This window comes from Amycolatopsis sp. NPDC043889 (assembly GCF_056435645.1).
In genome coordinates this window covers 63,289-89,155 of sequence record NZ_JBWKEC010000013.1, presented here as the reverse complement: position 1 = coordinate 89,155, position 25,867 = coordinate 63,289, and the positions used below count along the sequence as shown (strand labels likewise).

Below are 25,867 nucleotides of genomic sequence, written 5' to 3'. Positions count from 1 at the left end.
CAGCCTGCTTTCGAGAGGTGGGACAGGGGCCGAATGAACTACAACGGCGCCCGCCATCATCTCATTCCCGCGCTCTCACCCGGGCCAGGAGGAAGGCGGCGAGGGACAGGACGGTGGCCACACTCGCCCACACGACGTTCTCGTGGAGCAGCGCGGCGAAGGTGGCGGCGACACCCGCGATGGACTGCGCGACGAACCCGCACAGCGCGACGGCGTACGCGCCGTACCCGGGCACCTCGCTCACCGCGACGGCCATGCCGCTGGGGAAGAGCGCGGCCTGGCCGAACGTGGTGCCGCAGTAGAGCGCGACGAATGTCACGAAGGCTGCCGTGAGCGGGATCGCGGGCACGGGCCACAAGACGATCGTCAGCAGGCCGGCGCCGGTCATGACCAGCGCGCCCGCGCGCATCAGCCACGGCGAGCCTTTGCGCCCGGCCAGCCGGTTCACCAGCAGCGCGCCGGCGAAGTAGGCCAGCCCGAAGAGGAGGCCGAGGCCGCCGTACTGGTCCACGCTCAGCCCGAAGTGCTGCTGGAAGACGAACGGCGAGACCACCTGCAGGAGCACGATCGTCGCGAAGCCGAGTCCTGCCGCGATCGTCGGCCGCAGGAACGCCGGAACCGTGAGGATCCGGAGGTGGATCCGGATCATGCCCGTCTTTTCGCCGCGGCTCTTGTGGAGCGGAATCGTCAGCGTGCCCAGGACACAGAGCACGCCCGCCGCCGTCAGCACCGCGAAACCGCCCTGCCACCCGCCGATCAGCCCGCCGGCGAACTGCCCGCCGCCGAGCGCCGTGACGAACGCGATGGACAGCACCGAAAGCCGTTGGGCGAGCGCGTCGCCGTCGCCGAGGTCCCGCACGACGATACGGGCGATGATGGCCGCGCCTCCGGCACCGATCTCTTGCAGGGAACGGAGCCAGCATCGCGGCCCGGCGCCCGAGACGGTCGGCCGCCCGGCCCCACAGCACCACCGGCGCCGCCGCGCCGGCGGGTACTGACGGGTAACCGGGCTGGGCAACGCGCGCCACCAGGCGGGAAGCCGGGCCGCGGCGGATCTCCTGGTCGCGTGGGTCGTGAGTGGCGATTCGTGTTCTAACCCGAATCGCCACTCACGACCACCTGGACCGAACCTCACCTCCGCCGTCCCACCCCCGACACGCGTGAAGGCCCCCTTCCCTCGGCTGAGCCGAGGGAAGGGGGCCTTCACGCGCTACAAGATCAGAAAGGCAGCCCGATGGCCGGCAGCCCGATCGCCGAGTCGACGGCCAGCGCGACGAACACGATCATCAGGTACGTGTTCGACCGGTGGAACAGCGACATCGGCTTGGTCTCCTCGCCCCGCCGCACCGCCGCGTTAAGGCTGTGCGCGTAGAAGAGGAACCAGCCACCGGCGAGCAGGGCGAACGCCGTGTAGATCCAGCTCGTCACCGGGACCAGCAGCAGCGTCCACGCGACCATCACCCACGAGTAGATGACGATCTGCCGCGCCACGTGCTGCGGGGTGGCGACCACCGGCAGCATCGGCACGCCGGCGCGCTCGTAGTCCTCGCGGTACTTCATGCCCAGCGCCCAGGTATGCGGCGGGGTCCAGAAGAAGATGACGCCGAACATCACGAACGCGGGCCACTCGACGGTGCCGGTGACGGCGGCCCAGCCGATGACGACCGGCATGCAGCCCGCCGCGCCGCCCCAGACCACGTTCTGTGACGTACGCCGCTTCAGCACCAGCGTGTAGACGAAGATGTAGAAGAGGATCGTCACGATCGCGAGGATCGCCGAGAGCAGGTTCACCGTGAAATAGAGCACGACGAACGACAGGACGCCGAGCACGAGACCGAAGATCAGGGCGCCGCGCCGGGGCACCGATTCCTTCACCAGCGGGCGACGCTTGGTGCGGTTCATCACCTTGTCGATGTCCGCGTCGATGACGCAGTTCAAGGCGTTGGCGCTGCCGGCGGCCATGGTGCCGCCCACGAGCGTCGCGAGCACCAGCCACGGCGACGGGATTTCCCGGCCTGCCAGGAACATCGCGGGGATCGTGGTGACCAGGAGGAGCTCGATCACCCTGGGCTTCGCGAGGGCGGCGTACGCGCCGACGACCTGGCGGATTGTTCGCCGGCCACCGTGCGGTCGTTCACCGGTCGGATGTACGGCGCTGGTGCTGTCACTGCGTCCGTGCGCAGCGTTCACCAACGACATTTCACTCCCTGCGTCAGTTTTCGGGGCGGGGTCCACCAGGCTTCCGGGTGATGTGGCGGCCCCGGATCCGGAGTGTTCTGGACCCTTCCCCGATGTTAGACGTGCTGTTTCCAGAGGGTGATCGCGGGTCCTCGACCGGCCGAACCATTAGGCTGGCCGCGGTAGCTCGCGGCGTACCTCTGCGAACGGCCCGGACCAGGAATATCGTCCCTTCCGGATCGATTGAGATTAGTAGCGGTACACGTGGGTTACCCACGAGGGAAGAGAAGCCACAACCTGATGACGGGGAGTTCGAGTTCAGTGTCCGAAACCGCCTCTACCAGCGAGAAGAACCCACTCCTCCGGCGCAACGTGCCCGCCGACTGGACCGACCTCGACACGCGGGCCGTCGACACCGTGCGGGTGCTCGCCGCGGACGCGGTCGAGAACTGCGGCAGCGGTCACCCCGGCACCGCGATGAGCCTGGCGCCGCTCGCGTACACGCTCTTCCAGCGGACGCTGCGTCATGACCCGGCGGACCCCGAGTGGCCCGCTCGTGACCGCTTCGTCCTCTCCGCCGGTCACTCGAGCCTCACCCTCTACATCCAGCTGTACCTCGCCGGGTTCGGCCTGGAGCTGGAAGACCTGAAGCAGCTGCGCAAGTGGGACTCGAAGACCCCGGGTCACCCGGAGTACCGGCACACCAAGGGCGTCGAGACCACCACCGGCCCGCTCGGACAGGGCCTGGCCAACGCGGTCGGCATGGCGATGGCGGCCCGTCGCGAGCGCGGCCTGCTGGACCCGGACGCCCCGCAGGGCGAGAGCATCTTCGACCACTACGTCTACGTCGTCGCCTCCGACGGTGACATCGAAGAGGGCGTCACCGCCGAGGCCTCCTCGATCGCCGGCCGCCAGGAGCTGGGCAACCTGATCGTCTTCTGGGACGACAACGAGATCTCGATCGAGGACGACACCAAGATCGCGCTGTCCGAGGACGTCGTGAAGCGCTACGAGGCCTACGGGTGGCACACCCAGGTCGTCGAAGGTGGCGAAGACGTCGTCGCGATCGAAGAGGCCATCAAGGCCGCGAAGGCCGAGACCGAGCGTCCGTCGTTCATCGCGCTGAAGACCGTCATCGGGTACCCGGCGCCGAAAAAGATGGGCACCGGCAAGGCTCACGGCGCCGCGCTCGGCGCCGAAGAGGTCGCCGCGGTCAAGGAGATCCTCGGCTTCGACCCGGAGCAGAGCTTCCAGGTCGACGACGAGGTCATCACGCACACCCGCCAGGCCGTCGACCGCGGCAAGACCGCCCGCGCAGAATGGCAGGAGAAGTTCGAGGCGTGGGGCGCCGCGAACCCGGAGCGCAAGAAGATCGCGGACCGGATGGCCACCCGCTCGCTGCCCGAGGGCTTCGCGGACAACCTGCCGAAGTGGGAGCCGGACGCCAAGGGCATCGCGACCCGCAAGGCCTCCGGTGAGGTGCTCAACGCCCTCGCCGAGCCGCTTCCCGAGCTGTGGGGCGGTTCCGCGGACCTCGCGGAGAGCAACAACACCACCATGAAGGGGGCCGACTCGTTCGGCCCGGAGAAGGCTTCCACCGACATGTGGAAGACCAGCCCGTACGGCCGGACGCTGCACTTCGGCATCCGCGAGCACGCGATGGGCTCGATCCTCAACGGCATCGCGCTGCACGGCGGCACCCGTCCCTACGGCGCGACGTTCCTGATCTTCTCCGACTACATGCGCCCGCCCGTGCGGCTGGCCGCGCTGATGAAGGCGCCGGTCACCTACGTGTGGACGCACGACTCGATCGGCCTTGGCGAGGACGGCCCCACCCACCAGCCGATCGAGCAGCTCTCCTCGCTGCGCGCGATCCCCGGCCTCAACGTCGTCCGCCCGGCGGACGCCAACGAGACCGCGTACGCGTGGAAGGCCGTCCTGGAGGACGTCCACCACCCGTCGGGCCTGGCGCTGACCCGGCAGAACGTGCCGGTGCTGGAGGGCACCAGCGCCGAAGGCGTCAAGCGGGGCGGTTACGTCCTCGCCGAGGCGTCCAACGGCAGCCCCGAGGTCGTGCTGATCGCGACCGGCTCCGAGGTCCAGCTGGCCGTCGAGGCCCGCAAGACCCTCGAGGCCGACGGCATCCCGGCGAGCGTCGTCTCGATGCCGTGTGTCGAGTGGTTCGACGCGCAGGACCAGTCCTACAAGGACTCGGTCATCCCGCCGTCGATCAAGGCACGCGTCTCCGTGGAGGCCGGTGTCGCCCAGTCGTGGCACCGCTTCACCGGTGACGCCGGGGTGAACGTTTCGATCGAGCATTTCGGTGCGTCGGCCGACGCCGCCACACTGTTCCGTGAGTTCGGTTTCACCGCGGAGGCAGTCGTCGAGGCCGCCCGTCGCTCGATCGCCAACACCAAGAACTGAAGGGGATGACACAGCAGATGAGCAACGACAAGCTCGCGCAGCTGTCCGAGGCCGGGGTGTCGATCTGGCTCGACGACCTGTCCCGTGAGCGCCTGAACACCGGCAATCTCGCCGGCCTGATCCGCGACAAGCACGTCGTGGGCGTGACGACCAACCCGACGATCTTCGCCAACGCGATGTCGAAGGGCGAGGCGTACGACGAGCAGACCCGCGAGCTCGCCGCCCGCGGCGCCGACGTCGAGGCCACCATCCGCGAGCTGACCACCACCGACGTGCGCAACGCCGCGGATCTGTTCCGCGACGTCTACACCGCCACTAACGGGGTCGACGGCCGGGTGTCCATCGAGGTGGACCCGCGACTGGCCAAGGACTCCGACAAGACGGTGGCCGAGGCGCAGGACCTGTGGAAGACCGTGGACCGGCCGAACGTGCTGATCAAGATCCCGGCCACCGAAGAGGGTCTCCCGGCGATCACCAAGACCCTGGCCGAGGGCATCAGCGTCAACGTCACGCTGATCTTCTCCGTCGAGCGGTACCGGGCGGTCATCGAGGCCTACTTCGCCGGGCTGGAGCAGGCCAAGGCCAACGGCCACGACCTCAAGGGCATCCACTCGGTCGCGTCGTTCTTCGTGTCCCGTGTGGACACCGAGATCGACAAGCGCCTCGACGCGATCGGCACCGACGCGGCCACCGCCCTGCGCGGTGAGGCCGCCATCGCCAACGCGCGGCTCGCGTACGCGGCGTTCGAGGAGCTGTTCGCTTCGGACCGCTGGAAGGCACTCGCCGAGGCGGGCGCGAACGCGCAGCGTCCGCTGTGGGCCTCCACCGGCGTGAAGGACCCGCAGTACTCCGACACCCGCTACGTGGACCAGCTCGTCGTCAAGGACACGGTCAACACGATGCCGGAGAAGACCCTCGAAGCCGCGGGCGACCACGCCGAGATCACCGGTGACACGGTGACCGGCAAGGGCCCCGACGCGCAGGTCGTCTTCGACAAGCTGCGTGTGGTCGGCATCGACATCGACGACGTGTTCAAGGTCCTCGAGGACGAGGGCGTCGAGAAGTTCGAGAAGTCGTGGACCGAGCTTCTCGAGACCGTCACCGGGCAGCTGGAAAAGGCAAAGGACTGATCTGGACCATGGCAGGGGAAACGACCGGCGTCGAAATCGTCGACGCCGCCCTGGCCGGCGAAGCCGCTCCGTTCGCGGAGCGGCTCGTCGCCGACCAGGTCGCATCGAAACTGGCGTCCCAGGACGCCACACTGTGGGGTCCCGAAGCCGAGTCCGAAGCGTCGATCCGTCTCTCGTGGACGACGCTGCACAAGTCCTCGCGGCCGTTGATCGGCGAGATCGAGGCACTGCGGACCGACCTGCGTTCCGAGGGCGTCGACCGCGTCGTCCTCGCGGGCATGGGCGGTTCGTCGCTGGCCCCCGAGGTCATCACGGCGACCGACGGCGTCGCGCTGACGGTCCTCGACACCACCGACCCGGGCCAGGTCGCCGACGCGCTCGCCGGTGACCTGGAGCGCACGGTCATCGTCGTGTCGTCGAAGTCCGGCGGCACCGTCGAGACCGACAGCCACCGGCGGATCTTCGCGAAGGCCTTCGCCGACGCGGGTATCGACGCGGCCCGGCGGATCGTGGTCGTCACCGACCCCGGCTCGCCGTTCGCGGAACTGTCCGAAAAGGAGGGTTACCGCAAGGTCTTCCTCGCCGACCCGAACGTCGGCGGCCGCTACTCGGCGCTGACCGCGTTCGGGCTCGTCCCGGCCGGGCTCGCCGGCGCGGACGTCGCCCGCCTGCTCGACCAGGCCGCTTCGGTGGCCGACGAGCTGGCCACCGACTCCGTGGACAACCCCGCGGTCAAGCTCGCGGCGGCGTGGGTCGCGGCGCACGAAAAGGGCGCCGAGAAGGTCGTCATCGGCGACACCGGTTCCGGTATCAAGGGTTTCGCCGACTGGGCGGAGCAGCTGATCGCCGAGTCCACCGGCAAGCAGGGCACCGGTCTCCTGCCGGTAGCCGTCGAGGGCCCGAGCGCTCCCGGCTTCGCCGACGCCAAGGCCGACGCCACCCCGGTGGCGGTCGGACCGGCGGAAGGCGCGGCGAAGATCTCCGTGACCGGCTCGCTCGGCGCGCAGTTCCTGCTGTGGGAGTTCGCCACCGCGCTCGCCGGACGGTTGCTCGGGATCAACCCGTTCGACCAGCCCGACGTCGAGGCCGCCAAGAAGGCCGCGCGTTCGCTGCTCGACAACCCGGACAAGCTCAAGGGCGGCGAGAAGCCGTCCACTGTGGACGGCGCGGTCGAGGTGTCCGGCTCGGCAGGCGTGGCCACCGACGGAAAGCTCGCGGACATCCTGCGGGCTTTCTTCGATTCCGCCCCGGAAACCGGCTACATCGCGGTGCAGGCGTACCTCGACCGTCTCGACGACGCGTCGACCGCGGTCCTGCGCGGCGAGATCGCCAAGCGGACCGGCCGCCAGACCACCTTCGGGTGGGGGCCGCGGTTCCTGCACTCGACCGGGCAATACCACAAGGGCGGGCACCAGAACGGTGTCTTCCTGCAGATCACCGGCGCCGTCGAAGACGATCTCGACGTTCCGGACCGGCCGTACACGCTCGGCGTGCTCCAGCACGCGCAGGCACTCGGCGACGGCCAGGTGCTCGCGGAGCACGGCCGCCCGGTGCTGCGCCTGCACCTCACCGACCGGGCCGCCGGCCTGGCCGGACTGGTCCGCGCGGTACAGGAGGCCGGCGAGTGACACGAGCCTGGAACAACCCGCTGCGCGATCCGCGCGACAAGCGGCTGCCGCGGATCGCCGGGCCGTCCAGCCTGGTGATCTTCGGCGTCACCGGTGACCTCGCCCGCAAGAAGCTGATGCCGGCGATCTACGACCTCGCCCACCGTGGCCTGCTGCCCGCCGGGTTCTCGCTCGTCGGGTTCGCCCGGCGGGACTGGGAGCACCAGGACTTCGGCGAGCTCGTGCACGATTCGGTCAAGGAGCACGCGCGGACGCCGTTCAAGGAGTCGGTGTGGAACCGGCTCGCCGAAGGGATCCGCTTCGTCCAGGGCACCTTCGACGACGATGACGCCTTCGACCGGCTCGCGCAGACGGTCAAGGACCTCGACGCCGAGCGTGGCACCGGTGGTAACACCGCGTTCTACCTGTCGATCCCGCCGAGCGCGTTCCCGGTGGTGACCAAGCAGCTCGCCCGCTCCGGCCTCGCCGAGGCGAGCGAGGACACCTGGCGCCGTGTCGTCATCGAGAAGCCCTTCGGCCGCGATCTCAAGAGCGCCAAGGAGCTCAACGAGATCGTGAACGACGTCTTCCCCGAGGAGTCGGTGTTCCGCATCGACCACTACCTCGGCAAGGAGACGGTGCAGAACCTGCTGGCGCTGCGCTTCGCGAACCAGCTGTTCGAGCCGATCTGGAACGCCAACTACGTCGACCACGTGCAGATCACCATGGCCGAGGACATCGGTCTCGGCGGCCGCGCGGGGTACTACGACGGCATCGGCGCCGCACGCGACGTCATCCAGAACCACCTGCTGCAGCTCCTCGCGCTGACGGCGATGGAGGAGCCGGTCTCGTTCGCTCCGCGCGCGCTCCGTGCGGAGAAGGTCAAGGTGCTTTCGGCGACCAAGCCGCTGGCGCCGTTCGACGAGACCACCGCGCGCGGGCAGTACGCGGGCGGCTGGCAGGGCGGCATGAAGGTGCCGGGCCTGCTGCAGGAAGGCGGTTTCGAGAAGGACTCGACCACCGAGACCTACGCCGCGGTGACGCTGGAGGTGCAGAACCGCCGCTGGGCGGGCGTGCCGTTCTACCTGCGCACCGGCAAGCGGCTGGGCCGCCGGGTCACCGAGATCGCCGTGGTGTTCAAGCGGGCGCCGCATCTGCCGTTCGACTCGACCTCGACCGAGGAACTGGGCCAGAACGCGCTGGTGATCCGGGTGCAGCCCGACGAGGGCATCACGCTGCGGTTCGGGTCGAAGGTGCCGGGGACCACGATGGAGGTCCGCGACGTCACCATGGACTTCGGCTACGGGCACGCGTTCACCGAGTCGTCCCCGGAGGCCTACGAACGGCTGATCCTGGACGTGCTGCTCGGCGAACCGTCGCTGTTCCCGGTGAACGAAGAGGTCGAACTGTCCTGGGAGATCCTGGACCCGATCCTCGACCACTGGGCCAAGAAGGGCGCGCCCGAGGCGTACCCGCCCGGATCGTGGGGACCGCCGTCCGCGGACGAAATGCTGGAGCGTACCGGCCGGAACTGGAGGCGTCCGTGATCATCGACCTGCCGTCGACCACGACGTCGCAGCTGAACAAGAAACTCGTCGAGATCCGCGAACAGGGCGGGCAGGTGGCGCTCGGCCGGGTGCTGACGCTGGTCATAGTGGCCGACGACGACGACAAACTCGAAGAGGCGATCGAGGCCGCCAACGAGGCCAGCCGGGAACACCCCTCGCGGGTGATCGTGGTGGCCAAGGGCGCGCGGACCGCGGCGCCGCGGATCGACGGCCAGATCCGGGTCGGCGGCGACGCCGGCGCGAGCGAGGTCATCGTCCTGCGGCTCTACGGCCCGCTGGCCTCGCAGGGGCAGAGCGCGGTCGTGCCGCTGCTGCTGCCGGACGCGCCGATCGTCACCTGGTGGCCGGGCACCGGTCCGAAGGCTCCGGCCAAGGACCCGCTCGGTGAGCTGGCACAGCGCCGGATCACCGACTCGGCGGCGGAAAAGGCGCCCATAAGGGCACTCACCACGCGGTCGAAGTCCTATGTGGAGGGTGACACCGACTTGGCGTGGACCCGGCTGACCCGGTGGCGCGCGCAGCTGGTGTCCGCTCTGGACCTTCCGCCGTACGAGAAGGTCACCGGTGCGACCGTGACCGGCGAGGCCGACTCGCCGTCGACCGAACTGCTCGCCGGCTGGCTGGCCGAGTACCTCAAGGTGCCGGTGAAGCGGGTCAAGAGCAGCGGTGCCGCGGGCATCATCTCGGTGACGCTGGACCGGCGGTCGGGACCGGTGGAACTGCACCGGCCGGATGGACGGGTCGGCATGCTGACCCAGCCCGGCCAGCCGACGCGCCGGATCTCCCTGCAGCGGCGGGACAACAAGGACTGCCTGATCGAAGAGCTGCGACGGCTCGACCCGGACGAGGTCTACGAGGCTTCGCTGAACGGGCTGAGCAAGATCTCGTCGGGCACCGCGGCCAAGGCCGCTCCGGCGAAGAAGGCGGCTCCGGCCAAGAAGGCACCCGCCAAGACCGCGAAGAGCGCCTCATGAGCAAGACCGAGGTCGTCGTCTACGAGAACCCGGACCTCCTGGCCGCCGCCGCGGCGGCCAGGCTGGTCACCCGGATCGTCGACGTCCAGGCCGCCAAGGGCTCCGCTTCGGTGGTGCTCACCGGCGGTGGCACCGGGATCGCGATCCTGCGCGAACTGCGCGACTCCAGTGCCCGTGACGCCATCGACTGGTCGCGACTGGACCTCTACTGGGGCGATGAGCGCTTCGTCCCGGCGGACTCGGACGACCGCAACGAGAAGCAGGCCCGCGAGGCGCTGCTCGACCACGTCCCGCTCGACCCGAAGCGGGTGCACGCCATGGCACCCTCGGACGGCGAGTTCGGCGACGACGTCGACGCGGCGGCCGCGGCCTACGCGGAGGTCCTGGCGGCCAACGACGCGGCGTTCGACATCATGCTGCTGGGCCTCGGCGGGGAGGGGCACACCGCCTCGATCTTCCCCGACAGCCCGGCGGTGCACGAGAAGGAGCGCTCGGTCGTCGCGGTACGGGATTGCCCGAAGCCGCCGCCGACCCGGATCTCGCTGACCCTGCCCGCGATCCGTCGCGCGCAGGACATCTGGCTGGTCACCGGCGGCGACGCCAAGGCGGACGCCGTCGCGCAGGCGCTGGCCGGTGCGGGCGAGGTCGAGATCCCGGTGGCGGGGGCACGCGGCAGCCGTCGCACGCTCTGGCTGCTGGACCGGGGTTCCGCCTCGAAGCTGACGAGGGTCTACCAGCCACCTACGGGCTGACGCTTTCGCGCGTGAAGGCCCCCTTCCCTCGGCTGAGCCGAGGGAAGGGGGCCTTCACGCGCATCCGGCAACGTGCCCCAAGGCGTGCCTCGCGTGCTCAGAGACGTGCCTCGCGTGCTTGGAGGCCGCACACGCGAGATCCGTGTCTGAGCACGCGAGATCCGTGTCTGAGCACGCGAGTCACGTGTTGAGCACGACTTGCCCGGCGAGGTCGATGGAGACACCCCCATGGCGGAAGTCCGTGAAGGCCTCCTTCCCTACCCTGAAGGTAGTGAAGGAGGCCTTCACGGCATCACGCCTTTTGTAACCGTCTGGGGGCGGAAAGTGACAAAGATCAACTCCTGCCGGCTTTCACATCAGAGACGGTCCGTTCGCGCGTCGGAACGATCAACGGACCACCGAGCCCGGGTGGTCCGGTCCGCGCCTTGACCGACCGAACGTTCATGCACTTGTCCGCAGAGCGGACAGCGACCGGACAGTCGCTAGCCCGACTGGGGGAAACTTACCGCCCTTGTACATCCACCCGTTAGCATCCGCACATTTGTTCGTTCCTGCGCGTCCCGATCGGGCGAAGAACACGTCTCACCATTCAAGTCCACAAGACGAGTGAGGTCGCCAGCGATGAGCACAGAGGGTCTCTCGATGCCAGGTATCTCGGTGGGCGGCTCCGGAGCGGACGCCGCCGACCGGATGCGCCGTGCCGCCGGGGTCATGTCGTTCGCCAAGATCAAACGCCCGGCGCTGGTCGCGCTGGGCATCGACACACTCGCGATCTTCCTGGCCGCGCTCGACGTGTGGCTGGTGATCCCCGAGAAGGCTCAGCCGTACTCGATCTACCTGTCCGGCGCCGCGTGCCTCGGCCTCGCCTTCCGGCGCAAGCTGCCGTTCCTCGCGGTGATCGTCACCGTCCCCGGGTTCCTGGCGGGCTGGTCACAGCTGGCCGCGATGATCGCACTCGGCTTCCTCGCCACCCGCAAACAGATGCACTGGCAGACCTGGACCGGGTTCGCGCTCGTCTTCACCTGCCGGTTCGTCCAGTGGCCGCTGGCCGACTTCGTCGAGCTCAGCTGGCGTGAGCACGTCCTGGACGGCATCTACGGCGTCATCGTCGCCGGGATGCCGGTGGCGATCGGCCTGCTCATCGGAGCGCGGACCGAGATTTCGCAGAAGCTCACCGAACTCGCCGCCAGCCGCGACCGCGAGCGCCGCTTCCACGCCGACGCCGTCCGCGCGGAAGAGCGTGCCCGCCTCGCGCGGGAGATGCACGACGTCGTCTCGCACCAGATCACGCTGATCGCGATGCAGGCCGGCGCGCTGCAGGCGCAGACCACCGACGCCCGCTCGCTCGAAACCGCGCAGGTCATCCGGAAGCTGAGCACCAAGACGCTCGAAGAGCTGCGTTCACTCGTGAGCGTGCTCCGCTCGAGCTCCGAAGACGACGGGCCCCGGCCGGGGATCAACGAACTCGACCGGCTGATCCGCGGCTCGGACGTCCCGGTGCATCTGACCGTCGAGCGGATCCCCGACCTCCTGCCCAGCCAGGTTTCGGCGGCGGCCTATCGGACCGTGCAGGAATGCCTGACCAACGTGCACAAGCACGCGCCCGGCGCCACCGCGACCATCCGGATCCAGGGCGAGCACGGTTCGCTCAAGGTCGAAATACGCAACGAGCGCGCTCGGACCCCCGGTGCGGCCCTGCCCTCGGGAGGGCACGGGCTGACCGGGCTGGCCGAACGCGCTCGACTGCTGGGTGGGAGTTTCGAAACCGCCGACACCGAGGACGGCGGGTTCCGGGTGCGTGCCCGGTACCCGCTCGACCGGTAGGCCTCGGGGAGTCTCAGATCTCCCGGCGCTGGCGCAACCGCTCCAGCGCCTCGGCGAGAATGGCCTCGCCGTCGGCGTCGGAACGCCGTTCCTTCACGTACGCGAGGTGAGTCTTGTAAGGCTCGGTCCGCGGCGCGGCAGGAGGGTTCTTCTCGTCCTGCCCACCGGGGAGCCCGCAGCGCGGGCAGTCCCACTCGTCGGGAATCTCGGCGTCCATCGAGAACGAGGGCTGTGCCTCGTGCCCGTTGGCGCACCAGTAGGAAATGCGGCGCCGCGGCGCCGACTCACCCCGTTCCGATTCGCCCGAAGGACCGGCACCCACACGGGTGCCCCGAATCGCGTTACCGCCAACCATGAATCCTCACACCTATAGGGATCGGCGGCGCGCCCCCCATAGGCACGCCGAAACACCTGGATCGATCAGACCTTGAGCAGGAGCCCGAGGCCGATGATGCTGATCAGCCACACCGCGCCCAGCAGCAGCGTGATCCGGTCGAGGTTCTTCTCGGCCACGCTCGAGCCGGAGAGGCTCGACTGCATACCGCCACCGAACAGCGAAGACAGACCGCCACCACGGCCGCGGTGCAGCAACACGGCGACCACCAGCAGCACGCTGGAGGCGATCAACAGGATTTGCAGGAACAGCTTCATGTCATCCTCTGCGCTCTTGGAGAATGCAGGAAAACGGTGTGCCACCGGCGGCTGTCGACCGCCAGAACACACCGTACTCCTGGACTCGTCCACTGCTGTGTGACGGACCGGATACCCAGGTTACCCGGTAGGTGCCCCGATCAGGGCAGGGGCCCGCCCGCGGCGAGTGCGCAGAGTTTGGTGAACTCGTCACCATCCAGGCTGGCACCACCGACGAGCGCACCATCGATGTTCTCGCAGGCGACGAGGTCACTGATGTTGTTGGCCTTGGCAGAGCCGCCGTAGAGTACGCGGACCGAGGACGCGACCTCGGCACCGTACTTCTCGGCGAGGGTGGCACGGATGGCTCCGCACACCTCCTCGGCGTCCGACGGGGTCGCGACCTTGCCGGTCCCGATGGCCCAGACGGGCTCGTAGGCGACGACGACGTCCTTGACCTGCTCGGCCTTGAGCCCCTTGAGGCCCTCGACCAGCTGGGTCGTGGTGTGGGCGATGTGCTCGCCGGCCTCGCGGACCTCGAGCTTCTCCCCCACGCACAGGATCGGCTTGATGCCGTGCTTGAGCGCGGCCTTGACCTTCTTGTTCACCAGTTCGTCGGTCTCGCCGTGGTACTCACGCCGCTCCGAGTGCCCGACGGTGACGAAGCTGCACCCCAGCTTCGCCAGCATCGGACCCGACACATCGCCGGTGTAGGCACCGGAGTCGTGCGGCGACAGGTCCTGGGCGCCGTAGGTGAGCGACAGCTTGTCGCCGTCGGTCAGCGTCTGGACGCTGCGGATGTCGGTGAACGGCGGCAGGACCGCGACGTCGACCTTCGCGTAGTACTTCTCCGGCAGGGCGAAGGCGATCTTCTGAACCAGCGCGATGGCTTCGAGGTGGTTCAGGTTCATCTTCCAGTTGCCGGCGATGAGCGGTTTGCGCGCCACTAGTCGTTCTCTCCCAGCACAGCGACTCCGGGCAGTTCCTTGCCCTCCAGGTACTCCAGCGACGCACCGCCGCCGGTCGAGATGTGCGAGAAGCCGTCCTCCGGCAGGCCGAGCTGCCGCACGGCCGCGGCGGAGTCTCCCCCGCCGACCACGGTGAAGGCGTCGCTCTTGACCAGCGCTTCGGCCACGGCACGGGTGCCGCCGGCGAAGGACTCGAACTCGAACACGCCCATCGGGCCGTTCCAGAACACGGTCGCCGCGTCGGCCAGCTTGCCCGCGAACAGTTCCCGCGACTTCGGGCCGATGTCGAGACCCATGCGGCCGGCCGGGATGGCCTTCGCGTCGACGACGTCGAACTCCGCGTCGGCCGCGAAACCCGTCGCGGCGAGGACGTCCACCGGCAGGATCAGCTCGACGCCGCGCTTCTCCGCCTCGGCGAGGAAGCCGCGGACCTGGTCCAGCTGGTCCTCCTGCAGCAGCGAGTTCCCGACCTCGTGGCCCTGGGCCTTGAGGAAGGTGTACGCCATGCCGCCGCCGATGAGCAGCTTGTCGACCTTGGTCAGCAGGTTGGCGATGACGCCCAGCTTGTCCGACACCTTCGCGCCGCCGAGGACGACGACGTACGGCCGCGCGAGGTCCTCTGTGAGCTTCTTGAGGACATCGACCTCGGCCAGCACGAGCCCGCCCGCGTACGCCGGAAGCGCCCGCGCGATCTCGTAGACCGAGGCCTGCTTGCGGTGCACGACACCGAAACCGTCGGAGACGAACGCGCCGCCCGGGACGAGCGCGGCCAGCTCGGCGGCCAGCTCCTGCCGCTCGGCCTCGACCTTGCTGGTCTCGCGCACGTCGAAACGCACGTTTTCCAGCAGGGCCACCTGGCCGTCGGCCAGACCGGCGACGGTGGCCTTGGCGGACTCGCCGACCAGGTCACCGGCCAGCGGGACGTCGACGCCGAGCAGCTCGGTGAGCTTCGCGGCGACGGGCGCGAGCGAGAACTTCGGGTCCGGCTCGCCCTTCGGACGGCCGAGGTGCGCCGTGACGACCACCTTCGCGCCCGCCTCGGCGAGGCGCTTCAGGGTCGGCAGGGCCGCGCGGACGCGGCCGTCGTCGGTGATCTTGTCCCCGTCGAGCGGGACGTTCAGGTCGGAACGCACGAGTACGTACCGGCCCGAAACGTCCCCGCTCAGCAGGTCTTCGAGGTTCTTCAGCGCCATGGCTCAGGAGAGCTTGGTGCCGACGAGCTTGACGAGGTCGGCGAGGCGGTTGGAGTAGCCCCACTCGTTGTCGTACCAGCCGACGACCTTGACCTGGTTGCCGATGACCTTGGTCAGCGGCGCGTCGTAGATGCAGGACGCCGGGTCGGTGACGATGTCGGCCGAGACGATCGGGTCGTCGCTGTAGCGCAGGATGCCGGCCAGGGGGCCCTCGGCGGCGGCCTTGTACGCGGCGTTGATCTCCTCGAGGGTCGCGCTCTTGGTCAGCGTGACGGTGAGGTCGGTGGCCGAACCGGTCGGGACCGGGACGCGGACCGCGTAGCCGTCGAGCTTGCCGTTGAGTTCCGGCAGGACCAGGCCGATGGCCTTGGCGGCACCGGTCGAGGTCGGGACCATGCTCAGCGCGGCGGCGCGGGCGCGGCGCAGATCCTTGTGCGGCGCGTCCTGCAGGTTCTGGTCCTGCGTGTACGCGTGGATCGTGGTCATCAGGCCCTGCTCGATGCCGAACGCGTCGTTGAGGACCTTGGCCAGCGGGCCGAGGCAGTTGGTGGTGCAGGACGCGTTCGAGATGATCGTCTGCGAACCGTCGTACTTGTCGTCGTTGACGCCCAGCACCACGGTCAGGTCCTCGCCCTTGGCGGGCGCGGAGATGATGACCTTCTTGGCGCCACCGGCGATGTGCGCCTTGGCGGCGTCACCGTTGGTGAAGAAACCGGTCGACTCGACGACGACGTCCACGCCGAGGTCGCCCCAGGGCAGGTTGGCCGGGTCGCGCTCGGCGAGGGCCTTGATCGTCTTGCCGTCGACGACGATGCCCTCGTCACTGACGCTGACCTCGCCAGGGAAACGGCCGAGGATGGAGTCGTACTTGAGCAGGTGGGCCATGGTGGCGACGTCGCCGAGGTCGTTGAACGCGACCACCTCGATGTCGTGACCGGCGGCCTGCACGGCCCGGAAGAAGTTGCGGCCGATGCGGCCGAAGCCGTTGACACCTACGCGAACCGTCACTGCTGCCACTCCCTTGAGACTCGTCCGGGATCGCCCCGGTAAGACGTCCTTTACTCGGGCGCAACCCTAGCGTGCGTGCTCGGGCGACCCTCTTTGCCCTGACGAGACTTCCACCACTCGGTGGGTCAGGTCAAGAATCGATTAAGACCATCGCTACCAGGCCGTCTTGTCAAAACTCTCAGCTTCCTTGTGCTAGCCGTCGCTCCAACGGTGTCCGCATCCGTGGCGTGACTCGCACCTCTCCGAACCACTCGGCCAGGTGGTTCGCCTCCGCCTCGACGGCCCGTTCGACGTCCGCTCCGACGTCCTCCAGGAAGTGGTGGACGACCTCGCCGTCCGGGCGCTGCGCCCAGCCGCCGACGATGCGGCCGCCGGCCCAGACGGTGGGCCCGATGTTGCCGGTGCCGTCGAACAGCGGTGCCTTGTGCGGGCCGAGATACCAGTCGCGCTCGATCCAGCCCATCGACGTCGGATCGAGGGACGGGAGCAGCGCGACCCACGGTCCGGGCTCCTCGACGGGCTCAAGATCGTCGGCGAGAACCACGCCGGGAACGCCGTCGAGATCGACCTCGACCGGCTGGATCGCCGCGAGCGCCTTCTTGGTCTGGCCAGCCGTCCAGCCCGTCCACCAGCGGAGGTCCGCGATCGAGGCCGGACCGTAGGCGTAGAGCCACCTCCGGGCGAGCTCGGCCCTGGCGGCGTCGGCGTCCCATTCGACCAGGCCCTGGGGTAGCCAGTCCGTCATCGGCGCCCAGTAGTACTGGCTGCTGATCCAGCTGCCGCGCGGGCGGCCGCGCACGATGCGGCCGTCGACCGCGAGCTGGAACAGGACACGGCTGGTGACGTTGGCGATCGCCTCGTACGGCTTGCCCTTGGCCATCAGCAGCTGCTGTTTGAGGCGTGGCTCGTCCTCGGACAGCTGCTGTGCCGTGGCGGAACCGCGGGCCTTCAGCGCACGCTCGATCGCGTCCTCGACCTCGGCGAGCCAGCGCTCCGGCTCCGGCACGTTCTCCGGGTGTCCCTGCGTGCCGAGGTGCTGTTCGAGCAGGCGGCGCTGCTTCCTGGCGATGTCGGCGGAGCACGCGGCCTGCACGAGCGCCGCGTTCTCGTGACCGAGGACGAACACCGTACGGCGCATGCCGAGCATCCGGATCAGCGTGCGCTCCTCGTACAGCGCGCTTTCCAGCTCGGCGACGCCGTCGCCCTTCACACGCGCCCACGCCGACAGGTGCACCGACGCCGGGTCCGTGGCGTGCAACGCGACGACCGCGTCCGCGGCGGCGTGCACCGACTCGGCGGGCGTGACGAGGCGATGGCGCGTCGCGAGGCGGGCACGGCGCTGCCGGATATCGATCTTGGGGGTCACGGATCGTTCCTACCACCGGCCCCCGACAAAACTCCGGATCGGACCGGGGCACCGTACGGCTTCGGTCCGTGAAGGCCTCCTTCCCTACCCTGAGAGTAGGGAAGGAGGCCTTCACGGACCGCGCTCACCGCTACCGCGGACGCCGTGCCTGCGGGTGAGGCGGCGGCGCGGGAGGGACGGCCGGAATCACCTGGGTGATCTCGGTGTCTGGGTGCGGCGCGGGTTTTCCCTTGCCGGACCGGGGTTCGCCCGGCGCACGGAGGTAGATTCGCAGCTTCTGCGTCGGCCGTTCGATCAGCCGCCAGGACACCACCCCGCAGGCGTACGCGGTGGGCACCGCGAGCACGATCAGCAGGTACGAATTGCGGACCCCGGCGAGGGTGTACAGCTGCTGCACCGGCATTCCCCACACGTACATCCCGTAGCTGGGGTAGACCCACTGGTCGTAGCCGTCCAGCCGGCGCGGCCAGTGGTACGCCCAGGTGATCGCGCCGTAGCCCGCGGCGATGGGCAGGATGAAGCGCGTCGCGGGTTCGATGGGCGGGGTGAAGTTCGCGACGAGGTAGAGCGCCACCAGCGCGTACGCGACCGCCGGGCGCAACGGGATGAGGTCCCGGTAGCTGTGCAGCAGCATGCCGATGACGAACGCCACCAGGAACGCCACCATCGATCCCAGCGGCACGCTGAACAACGTGCCCGCGTCGCCCTGGAAGCCCACCGAGGCCCCGATGATCCCGTCCGCCACCATGAACGCCAGCAGCAGCGGGAACAGGACTATCCGTCCGCGCGCGAGGCCGCCCACCAGGCCGATGACGAGCACGATCAGATACCCGGTGGTCTCCATCGGGAGTGTCCAGATCGAACCGTTCGCGGAGTACGGGTACGGGTTCTCGGTGAACACCCCCGGCAGCAGGTGCTGCAACGGGTACAGCATCGCGTTGTGCACCACGTAACCCCAGGTGTCGGGATTCCCCCAGTACTCGCGCGGGCTGAGCACCGTCACCAGTGGCCCGATCACGAACGCCGTCACCATGACCACGAACAGCAGCGGCGGCCAGATCCGCAGCACCCGCTTGAGCAGGTAACGCCACCACGAGGAGTCACGCTGCCAGCTGTCCGCGATCTGGTAGCCGCTCATGGCGAAGAAGCCCATGAGCGCGAAATACCCCAGCGAGATGTTCCAGCTCGACGGCAGGCTGGTGATCCGGCTCGGTTCGATGATCGGGAAACAGTGCTCGAAGACGACCAGGATCGCCCCGAACATCCGCAGCCACGCGAACCCGGTGTCCGGTTTCGCGTAGGTCTTCGCGCCCGGGCTACTCATGGACCACCGGGGCGAGCAGTCCGCTCAGGGTCTCGCGGGCCACCCCTGGCCCGAACTGGTCCGCGACGGCGACCCGGCCCGACTCCGAAAGCCGTTGCCACAAAGCGTCGTCGATGAGCAGGGTGACGATCTTCTCTGCGATCTCTTCAGCCGTCTCACCGGTCAGTACCTCCTCGCCATCGCGCAGCCGCATACCTTCGAAGGCCAGCGGGGTACCGACCACCGGCACCCCGAAGGCGAGGCTCTCGCCCACTTTTCCTTTGACGCCCGAGCCGAACCGCAACGGCGCTAAGGCCATCCGCGTGGCGGCGTAACGCGGCTCGAGTTCGGCGACCCAGCCGCGGACGACGACGCCGTCACCGGCCAGCGCGTGGATGTCGCCGGTGGGGTCGGCGCCGACGAGCTCGAGCTCGGCCGACGGGCATTTCCGCCGCACGGCGGGCCAGATCTCACCGGCCAGCCAGAACGCGGCGTCCCGGTTCGGGCCGTGTTCGAAGCTGCCGACGAACATCGCGCCCGCCCGTCCCTCGGGGCTGGTGGGTTCGCTGCTGAAGGGATGCACATTGGACAGCACGTCGACCTTGGCCGATGGCACCAGTTCGGCGAGCAGGTCCCGTTCGGCCTCGGACACCACCAGCGTGCGGTCGGCGGACCGGACCAGCGCCAGCTCCAGTTCGCGGTACAGCTCGGCACGCCGCCGCAGCATCACCGCGATCGCCGGATCGCCGATCCGCTCGACGAGATCGGCTTCCCTGCCGAGCCGGACGAAGTGCAGATCGACGGTGTCATAGGCCAGAACCGCCTGTGGCGCGCAGATCTGGATCCGCTCGGCCATATGCCAGGCGACCGTCGGCCGGGACAGCAGCACCAGGCTCAAGGCGCTGCCCGCCTCTTCGAGGAACTTCTCGCGGTCGGCCGGTTCGAGCAGAACGGTGACCCCGGCGCGTCTGAGGTCTTCGGTGTATTCCGGCGGCTGGACGCCGTCCATCGGGCAGAACACCACCCGCTGCCCGAGCGCGAGCAGCTCGTCCACGAGCCTGCGCATCCGGACCGAGCCGGAATCCTTGTCCGGTGCGGGCACCCGCAGATCGGCGATCAGCACGATGCCGGTGTCACGGGGTGCTTTCCCGGGCATCCGCTGCCGCCCGAGCCACAGTCCCGCCGGGCTCGGCCCGGCGATCTGCCTGGTCAGGGTCTCCGCCCACTTCTCGGCGAACACCGGCCGGTTGGTCTCCTGGAAGCGTTTGTGCCCCGAGTTCGGGTCCGTGCCGTGCGAGACGCCCTCGTGGTGCACCACGACCGCGGCCGGTTCGACCACGGTCCGGAATCCGGCGGCGCGCACCGCGAACGCCAGATCGGTGTCCTCGTAGTACGCGGGTGCGTAGCGCTCGTCGAACCCGCCGAGCTGCTCGAAGAGTTCGCGGCGGATCATGATCGCCGCGCCGGAGCAGTAGTCGACGTCGCGGACCGAGGCGTAGCGGGCGTCGTCCGGGTCGTCACCGTGGCCGTAGTTCGCCGCGCCGGCGTCCGCCCACACGATCCCGCCGCATTCCTGCAAAGTGCCGTCCGGGTAGACCAGTTTCGCGCCGGCCAGGCCGATCCGGTCGTCGCGATAGACCGCCTCGGCGAGCGAGTCCAGCCAGCCCGGCTTCGGCTCGGTGTCGTTGTTCAGCAGGACCAGCAGTTCGCCGCGGGCTTGGGCGGCGCCGAGGTTGGTAGCCTTCAGGAAACCGACGTTGGTGCCGGTGCGGACCAGCCGCACGCCGGGACATTCGGCGAGCACCCGCGCGGACGCGTCGGGCGAATCGTCGTCGACGACGATCACCTCGAACGGCACCCGCGGCCGTCCTTCCTCGATCGAAGCCAGGCACTGCCGCGTGTAGTCCCATTTGCCGTGAACCGGGATGACGATGCTGACCAGCGGTTCGGCACTGGTGCTCACGGCCACCGGTTCCAGGCCGTGCTCCTCCTGCGGGACCTCGTCGGTGCGCCCGAGCGCGCGCTCATAGGCGCTCCGGACCGCGCTGCCCCTCGGCGCGTACTTCTCGATGGCGCCCCGGTACTTCTTGACCAGCCGGTTCACCATGGCCGAATGCCCGTCGCTCAGCACCGCGTTCTCCGCGGCGAGCCGGGCCGCCTCGGCGCTGTACCGCTCGGCGGTCTCGGTCCGCCACGCCAGCCGTGCCGCGTCCAGTTCCGCCTCCCGGCGGAGTTCGGCGACCTCGGCCGTGAGCCGATCGCGTTCCTCCCTCAGCCGGGCCGGCTCCTCCTCCGCCTCGGCGTGCCTGGATGCTCCTTGTTCCCTCATCGCTCCCAGCAGCGAAAGCTGAGGGTCGAGCAGGGTGCCGACGGCCGGGACGGCGTCCAGCGGGCCGTCGGAGGCGATCCCGATGAGGTAGGTATGCGGGCTCCCGTCGGTGACCGTCCAGCCGTCCTCGCCGATCCGGGTCAGGCTCTGGTTCAGCGCCGGTCCCGTCGCGTGCGGCTCACCGGGATCGGCGGCCAGCAGCGAACCCACCGCGATGTTCTGCCGCAGCACGGCCACGTTCCCGAAATGGCCGCCGAGGAGCGCGCGGAACTCCTCCTCGGTCAACTCCTTGACGTGGAAGGGATTGTCGTTGCCGTGTTCGTGGCTGTAGACCCGGAGGTCCGGGGTGCTGCCGAGGAAGATCCCGCCGGGGGCGAGCCGGACGCGAACCAGGCTCATCAGATCGTCGTGTTCGACGACGTGCTCGATGGCTTCGAAACAGGTGATCACATCGAAGCGGCCGGCGTCGGAAAGCAGTCCCTGGTCGATGATCGACCCCTGGGCGAAACTGAGATTCTTCCGCCCTGCGTAGGTGTTTCGCGCGTGTTCGACGGCCGACTCGTCGATGTCGACCCCGACGACCTCGGCGGCGGTCGTGGCCATCAGCGCCGCGCCATAACCTTCACCACTGGCGAGGTCGAGTACGCGCTTGCCCGCGACGAATCGGGAAGCGAGCGCATACCGGTGGTAGTGCTCGTAGATCATCTGAATGTCCCCGGCCCACGGCACACACCGCTCGCCGGTCCATTCGATCAACCGATGAGAGTCTCCCGAACCCGCCATGCGCGGCAGGCTACCGGGGCCTTGCCAGGGTCCGTGCAAGATACCGATACTTCTGGTGAAAAAGTACCGACGCCAGCCATCACTGAACACTGAGAGCACAGAAGGAGTGACCCACGGTGACCGAGCCCGATCGTTCACGCCGGGAACTCAACCTGGGACTGGTGGTGATCGTGGTGCTGTTCATCGTCCTGGAGGCCGCGGTGATCGGTTACCTCGTCACCTCGAACTGAGCGACGGCCGGGCTGTCAGGCGTTCACCGGACTCCCACGGCTCTTCGAACCCGATACTTTTCTCTCTGTCAACAGACCGCGGCCCACCATTTCGTGCGCAGGCACAATTCGGCTGGCTACCGCTGTCCTCTGGTTGAAAGAGTGGGGAAATCCATGTCCAAAATCGGGAGAATCATCACCTCGTCCGCCGCGACCGCGGTAATGGCGGGAACGGCGATGTTCGGCCTGCTCGCCGCGCCGGCCCAGGCCGCGGAAACGGCCGCGTCGAGCGAAATCGGCATCGCGTCCTCCGACGACGGCGCCTGCAAGACGAAGAAGACGGTCGGAAACGCGCGGAACAAGGGAGATGTCTTCCACTCCTACGCCAAGACCTCCGTGTTCAAGCACAACCACGTCGGCATCTACTACACGACGAAGACGATCGTCGAGGCACCCGGCAAGGGCAGCAAGAGCAGGTCCGTCACGGCGTCCACGCTGAAAAAGTGCGGCCCCATCTACAAGATGTCCGTCAACGCCAAGCAGTCCAGCCGCGACAAGGCGGCCAACCACGCCTACAACAAGTTCCGCGGTCTGGACTACGACATGGACTTCGCGAACAACAAGTACAACAACAACGGGAAGCTGAACTGCTCCGAGCTGGTGTGGAAGGCCTACAAGGATTCCGTCGACATCGACTTGGACAACAACGGCGGACTGGGCGTCTACCCCGACAACATCAAGGATGACGGCAGCACCGTGGTCTACGCGACCATCAAGTAACGACATTCGATGGACGGGTGCGGCCTGCCGGGTGCGGGCCGCACCACCCACCGCCTGAGAGGATTCGGCCCGGTGCGCCTCCCCCGACTCGTCGCGCTCGCCGCCTGTGCGCTTCTGGCCGTGACGGCCTGCACTTCGCCGGACGGCGGAGCGGAGATGAACATCGCCGATCCCGATGTGGTGAAGCTCGGCGAAACCGTCGTCGCGTTCTACCTCAGCCCGGACACCTCCGCCGACAAGCCGGCGGAAAAGCGGCAGCCTGCCTATCTGGTCCTGGTGCGGGCGGACGGTGGCACACAGCTGATCGAGACCGGCGGCATGACCGAGTCGCATATCGCGTGGTCGGAGGCCGGGCTGTTCTTCAGCGACGACACCCGCGACCACATCCTCGGCAAGGACGGTCTGGCCAGCTTCGAGAACAAGAAGGCAGGGCATCAGCAGTCGGCTTTCGCGCTACCCGGCGACAAGGGTTTCGTCGCGGTCTACAACGAAGGCTTCTCAGAATCCGGTTACACCAATCAGGTGGCCGTCACCACTTCGACCGGTTCCCAGCTCTACCGGGTCGAAGGAAACTACTTCATGAACGCGCTGTGCGGCGGCGTCCTCAACGGAATCGCCACCGACGCGGGAGCTCATTTCGCGGATTCGGCCAAGATTCCCGGCATGCGCTCGAAGGCCGATCCCGGTGCGCAGCCGGAGCTGCTTTCGCAGCTGTACCCGGCAACCGAAGGAAAGGAAAAGGTCCTCGCCTGGCGAGGAGTCTTCGACGCGGGAGACCACAACCGTCACGTTCCCTGCCAGGACGGTGTCATCACGTTCCTTTCCGATTACACCGACGCCGACGGCAAGCCCCATCTGGCCATCGTTTTGTGGAACACCGGCGACGGTAAGTACAACGAACAGCCACTCGTCGACGCCGAGGGACGCCCCATCACCGAGAAACTGGTCGACCCCGAGACGTTCTCCCAGAAGACGTACGACGCCAAGGCCGTGCGGGAAGGCCGCCTCGAATGGCTCGCCGCGGACGGCCGGATCATGAGTACCGAAATCGCCTCCGGGATCACCACGCCGCGGTTCGACACCGGGTTCACCTCGGACAGCGATTCGTCCAGCCAGGCCGTCTTCACGGACCGGTCGATAAATCTGATCCAGGAGACGTTCGACGGCAAGACCCCCGTCAGGATCAAGCGGTTCGATCGCGTCACCGGGAACCTGATCACCGAAATCACCGTGCCCGGCCTGGCGGAACGGTTCGGCATCCAGTTCAACTTGCGCGGTATGGCCGTTCCCCCGTCGTCGTGAGTGGCAAGGACGGTTAGAACCGTCTTTACCACTCACGAGGGGGCTAGACCCGCTCCAGCTCGAAGACCGGGATGACGCGGCTGGTCTTGCTCTGGTACTCGGCGAACTGCGGCATGACGGCGGACTGCCTGGCGTAGACCTCGTCGCGCTCGGCGCCGGTGAGCAACCGCGCGCGGACGGGGAAGGTCTCGGTGCCGAGTTCGACCTTCGTGTCCGGGTTGGCCACCAGGTTGTGGAACCACGCCGGGTTGTCGTCGGAGCCGCCCTTGCTCGCGAAGATGAAGATCCGGTCGCCTTCGAGAAGCGGGACGAGCGGCGCGATCCGCTGGGTGCCGGATTTCGCGCCGGTGTGGTGGACGAGGACGAGCGGGTAGCCCTCGAACATGCCACCCGCCTTGCCGCCGGTCTCGCGGAACTCGGCGATCACGGTGCGGTTGATCTGGTCGAAGTCGAACGTGTCAGTCATGACCTCGATCGTATGACGCACTCAGTGACCGTATCGATGCCTGAAGACGCCACGAACATATCCGTTTGTCGCACTATCCTCGATGCCATGGACCTGTTGGCCGAAGCGCTCGCCGTGGGCGGCGTCCGTGGCACCGCCGGGGCGCGGATCGAGGCGTCCGGACCGTGGGGCATCCTCTGGCACGGCACCACCCGCGCCGCCTTCTACGCCGTCACCTGCGGCACCGCCTGGCTGGAACTGGCCGGGCACCCGCCGCGGCAGCTCATGCCCGGCGACGTCGTCCTGTTGCCGAACGGCCCGGAGCACACTCTGCGCAGCGCTCCGGACGTCGCGATCATTCCCAACCTGTGCACTGCGGCGGAGAAGGCGCGAGCCTGCGGCGGCGTGTTGCGCCTCGGGTCCGGCGAGGTGGACACCCATGTCCTCGGCGCGTCCTACGACTACGACCCGGCGGTGTCCACCCAGGTGCTGGCCACCCTGCCGGAACTGGTGCACATCCGCGCGAACCGTGTCGGCGGCGGGCTGGACGACACCGTCCGGCTGTTGTCGCGGGAGCTGGCCTCCCCGCAGATCGCCACCGAGTTCGTCCTCAACCGCCTCGTCGACATCCTCCTGGTCCAATTGCTCCGCGCGTGGCGGACCGAAAAACCGGCCGAGGCGCGAGGAACCTGGCTCGGTGTCCTCGGTGATCCGCTGATCAGCGTGGCACTGGCGAAGCTCCACGAGGGCCCGGCGAAACCGTGGACCACCGATCTGCTCGCGGCGGAACTGGCGACCTCGCGCAGCACGTTGACCCGGCGCTTCCGCGAAACCACCGGCCGGACGCCCGGCGAGTACCTGACCCAGTGGCGGATGGACCTGGCCGCCGTCCGGCTGCGCGACACCGACGACACGGTGGACACCATCGCCCGCTCGGTCGGCTACACGTCGGTGTACGCGTTCAGCCGCGCCTTCCGTCGCGCTCGCCGTCAGGCTCCTGGGCAATACCGGGCCTCGACGCGGGAAGGCCTCAAGCCGGTCGGGTGACGGATCGCTCGACGTTGAAGGTCGCGAAAGCCACTTTCGCGACGGGG

The 25,867-nt window shown here is 68.4% G+C and carries 21 protein-coding genes; 10 read left to right on the top strand and 11 right to left on the bottom strand.

What is annotated here, in order from left to right; genetic code table 11:
- Nucleotides 1-61: 61 nt before the first annotated feature.
- The gene (locus AC0685_RS23750) at nucleotides 62-1,018 is read right to left on the bottom strand and encodes an MFS transporter (RefSeq protein ID WP_478227537.1); all 957 of its coding nucleotides are present in this window, start codon (nucleotides 1,016-1,018) and stop codon (nucleotides 62-64) included.
- A gap of 200 nt (nucleotides 1,019-1,218) precedes the next feature.
- Entirely contained in the window at nucleotides 1,219-2,199 is a 981-nt protein-coding gene (locus AC0685_RS23745) for a heme o synthase (RefSeq protein WP_478227536.1), read from the bottom strand.
- 300 nt (nucleotides 2,200-2,499) lie between these two features.
- Between AC0685_RS23745 and tkt the strand changes: the two genes are divergently transcribed.
- The 7 genes from tkt to AC0685_RS23710 all read left to right on the top strand — a co-directional run bounded on the left by tkt (nucleotide 2,500) and on the right by AC0685_RS23710 (nucleotide 12,457).
- On the top strand, nucleotides 2,500-4,602 hold the full coding sequence (gene tkt / locus AC0685_RS23740) for a transketolase (RefSeq protein ID WP_478227535.1): 2,103 nt from the start codon (nucleotides 2,500-2,502) through the stop codon (nucleotides 4,600-4,602).
- 17 nt (nucleotides 4,603-4,619) lie between these two features.
- Nucleotides 4,620-5,732, top strand: coding sequence for a transaldolase (gene tal / locus AC0685_RS23735; protein ID WP_478227534.1), 1,113 nt, complete (start codon nucleotides 4,620-4,622; stop codon nucleotides 5,730-5,732).
- 8 nt (nucleotides 5,733-5,740) lie between these two features.
- Entirely contained in the window at nucleotides 5,741-7,360 is a 1,620-nt protein-coding gene (locus tag AC0685_RS23730; RefSeq protein WP_478227533.1) for a glucose-6-phosphate isomerase, read from the top strand.
- Nucleotides 7,357-8,886, top strand: coding sequence for a glucose-6-phosphate dehydrogenase (gene zwf, locus AC0685_RS23725; protein WP_478227532.1), 1,530 nt, complete (start codon nucleotides 7,357-7,359; stop codon nucleotides 8,884-8,886). The genes AC0685_RS23730 and zwf overlap by 4 nt, the downstream gene beginning before the upstream one ends.
- Complete coding sequence (gene opcA / locus AC0685_RS23720; protein WP_478227531.1) at nucleotides 8,883-9,881, top strand: glucose-6-phosphate dehydrogenase assembly protein OpcA; 999 nt, start codon at nucleotides 8,883-8,885, stop codon at nucleotides 9,879-9,881. Before zwf ends, opcA begins: the two co-directional genes overlap by 4 nt.
- Nucleotides 9,878-10,633 (top strand): 6-phosphogluconolactonase, encoded by a 756-nt coding sequence (pgl, locus tag AC0685_RS23715; RefSeq protein WP_478227530.1) that lies wholly within the window; start codon nucleotides 9,878-9,880, stop codon nucleotides 10,631-10,633. Before opcA ends, pgl begins: the two co-directional genes overlap by 4 nt.
- 621 nt (nucleotides 10,634-11,254) lie before the next feature.
- A complete protein-coding gene (locus tag AC0685_RS23710; protein WP_478227529.1) occupies nucleotides 11,255-12,457 on the top strand; it encodes a sensor histidine kinase in 1,203 nt (400 codons plus the stop codon).
- A gap of 13 nt (nucleotides 12,458-12,470) precedes the next feature.
- On the opposite strand, the gene AC0685_RS23705 is transcribed toward AC0685_RS23710, so the two are convergent.
- The 8 genes from AC0685_RS23705 to AC0685_RS23670 all read right to left on the bottom strand — a co-directional run bounded on the left by AC0685_RS23705 (nucleotide 12,471) and on the right by AC0685_RS23670 (nucleotide 22,037).
- Complete coding sequence (locus AC0685_RS23705) at nucleotides 12,471-12,812, bottom strand: RNA polymerase-binding protein RbpA (protein WP_034311760.1); 342 nt, start codon at nucleotides 12,810-12,812, stop codon at nucleotides 12,471-12,473.
- Nucleotides 12,813-12,877: 65 nt separating this feature from the next.
- Nucleotides 12,878-13,108 carry a preprotein translocase subunit SecG gene (gene secG, locus AC0685_RS23700; RefSeq protein ID WP_016333144.1) on the bottom strand — a complete coding sequence of 77 codons (231 nt, stop codon included), beginning with the start codon at nucleotides 13,106-13,108 and terminating at the stop codon, nucleotides 12,878-12,880.
- A 140-nt stretch (nucleotides 13,109-13,248) separates the two neighbouring features.
- Nucleotides 13,249-14,034: a triose-phosphate isomerase gene (gene tpiA, locus AC0685_RS23695; protein WP_478227528.1), complete on the bottom strand. Its 786-nt coding sequence runs from the start codon at nucleotides 14,032-14,034 to the stop codon at nucleotides 13,249-13,251.
- Complete coding sequence (locus tag AC0685_RS23690) at nucleotides 14,034-15,242, bottom strand: phosphoglycerate kinase (RefSeq protein WP_478227613.1); 1,209 nt, start codon at nucleotides 15,240-15,242, stop codon at nucleotides 14,034-14,036. Before AC0685_RS23690 ends, tpiA begins: the two co-directional genes overlap by 1 nt.
- 9 nt (nucleotides 15,243-15,251) lie before the next feature.
- The gene (gene gap / locus AC0685_RS23685; RefSeq protein WP_038515534.1) at nucleotides 15,252-16,256 is read right to left on the bottom strand and encodes a type I glyceraldehyde-3-phosphate dehydrogenase; all 1,005 of its coding nucleotides are present in this window, start codon (nucleotides 16,254-16,256) and stop codon (nucleotides 15,252-15,254) included.
- 178 nt (nucleotides 16,257-16,434) lie between these two features.
- On the bottom strand, nucleotides 16,435-17,622 hold the full coding sequence (locus AC0685_RS23680; protein WP_478227527.1) for a winged helix DNA-binding domain-containing protein: 1,188 nt from the start codon (nucleotides 17,620-17,622) through the stop codon (nucleotides 16,435-16,437).
- Between the two features lie 130 nt (nucleotides 17,623-17,752).
- Entirely contained in the window at nucleotides 17,753-18,946 is a 1,194-nt protein-coding gene (locus tag AC0685_RS23675; protein ID WP_478227526.1) for an acyltransferase family protein, read from the bottom strand.
- Nucleotides 18,939-22,037, bottom strand: coding sequence for a glycosyltransferase (locus AC0685_RS23670; protein WP_478227525.1), 3,099 nt, complete (start codon nucleotides 22,035-22,037; stop codon nucleotides 18,939-18,941). Before AC0685_RS23670 ends, AC0685_RS23675 begins: the two co-directional genes overlap by 8 nt.
- A gap of 383 nt (nucleotides 22,038-22,420) precedes the next feature.
- Between AC0685_RS23670 and AC0685_RS23665 the strand changes: the two genes are divergently transcribed.
- Together AC0685_RS23665 and AC0685_RS23660 are read left to right on the top strand one after the other, a co-directional pair.
- The gene (locus AC0685_RS23665) at nucleotides 22,421-23,026 is read left to right on the top strand and encodes a YiiX/YebB-like N1pC/P60 family cysteine hydrolase (RefSeq protein ID WP_478227524.1); all 606 of its coding nucleotides are present in this window, start codon (nucleotides 22,421-22,423) and stop codon (nucleotides 23,024-23,026) included.
- Nucleotides 23,027-23,098: 72 nt separating this feature from the next.
- Entirely contained in the window at nucleotides 23,099-24,328 is a 1,230-nt protein-coding gene (locus AC0685_RS23660) for a hypothetical protein (protein WP_478227523.1), read from the top strand.
- A 43-nt stretch (nucleotides 24,329-24,371) separates the two neighbouring features.
- On the opposite strand, the gene AC0685_RS23655 is transcribed toward AC0685_RS23660, so the two are convergent.
- Entirely contained in the window at nucleotides 24,372-24,794 is a 423-nt protein-coding gene (locus tag AC0685_RS23655; protein ID WP_340683117.1) for a nitroreductase family deazaflavin-dependent oxidoreductase, read from the bottom strand.
- Between the two features lie 87 nt (nucleotides 24,795-24,881).
- Between AC0685_RS23655 and AC0685_RS23650 the strand changes: the two genes are divergently transcribed.
- On the top strand, nucleotides 24,882-25,820 hold the full coding sequence (locus tag AC0685_RS23650) for an AraC family transcriptional regulator (protein WP_478227522.1): 939 nt from the start codon (nucleotides 24,882-24,884) through the stop codon (nucleotides 25,818-25,820).
- Nucleotides 25,821-25,867: the final 47 nt, after the last annotated feature.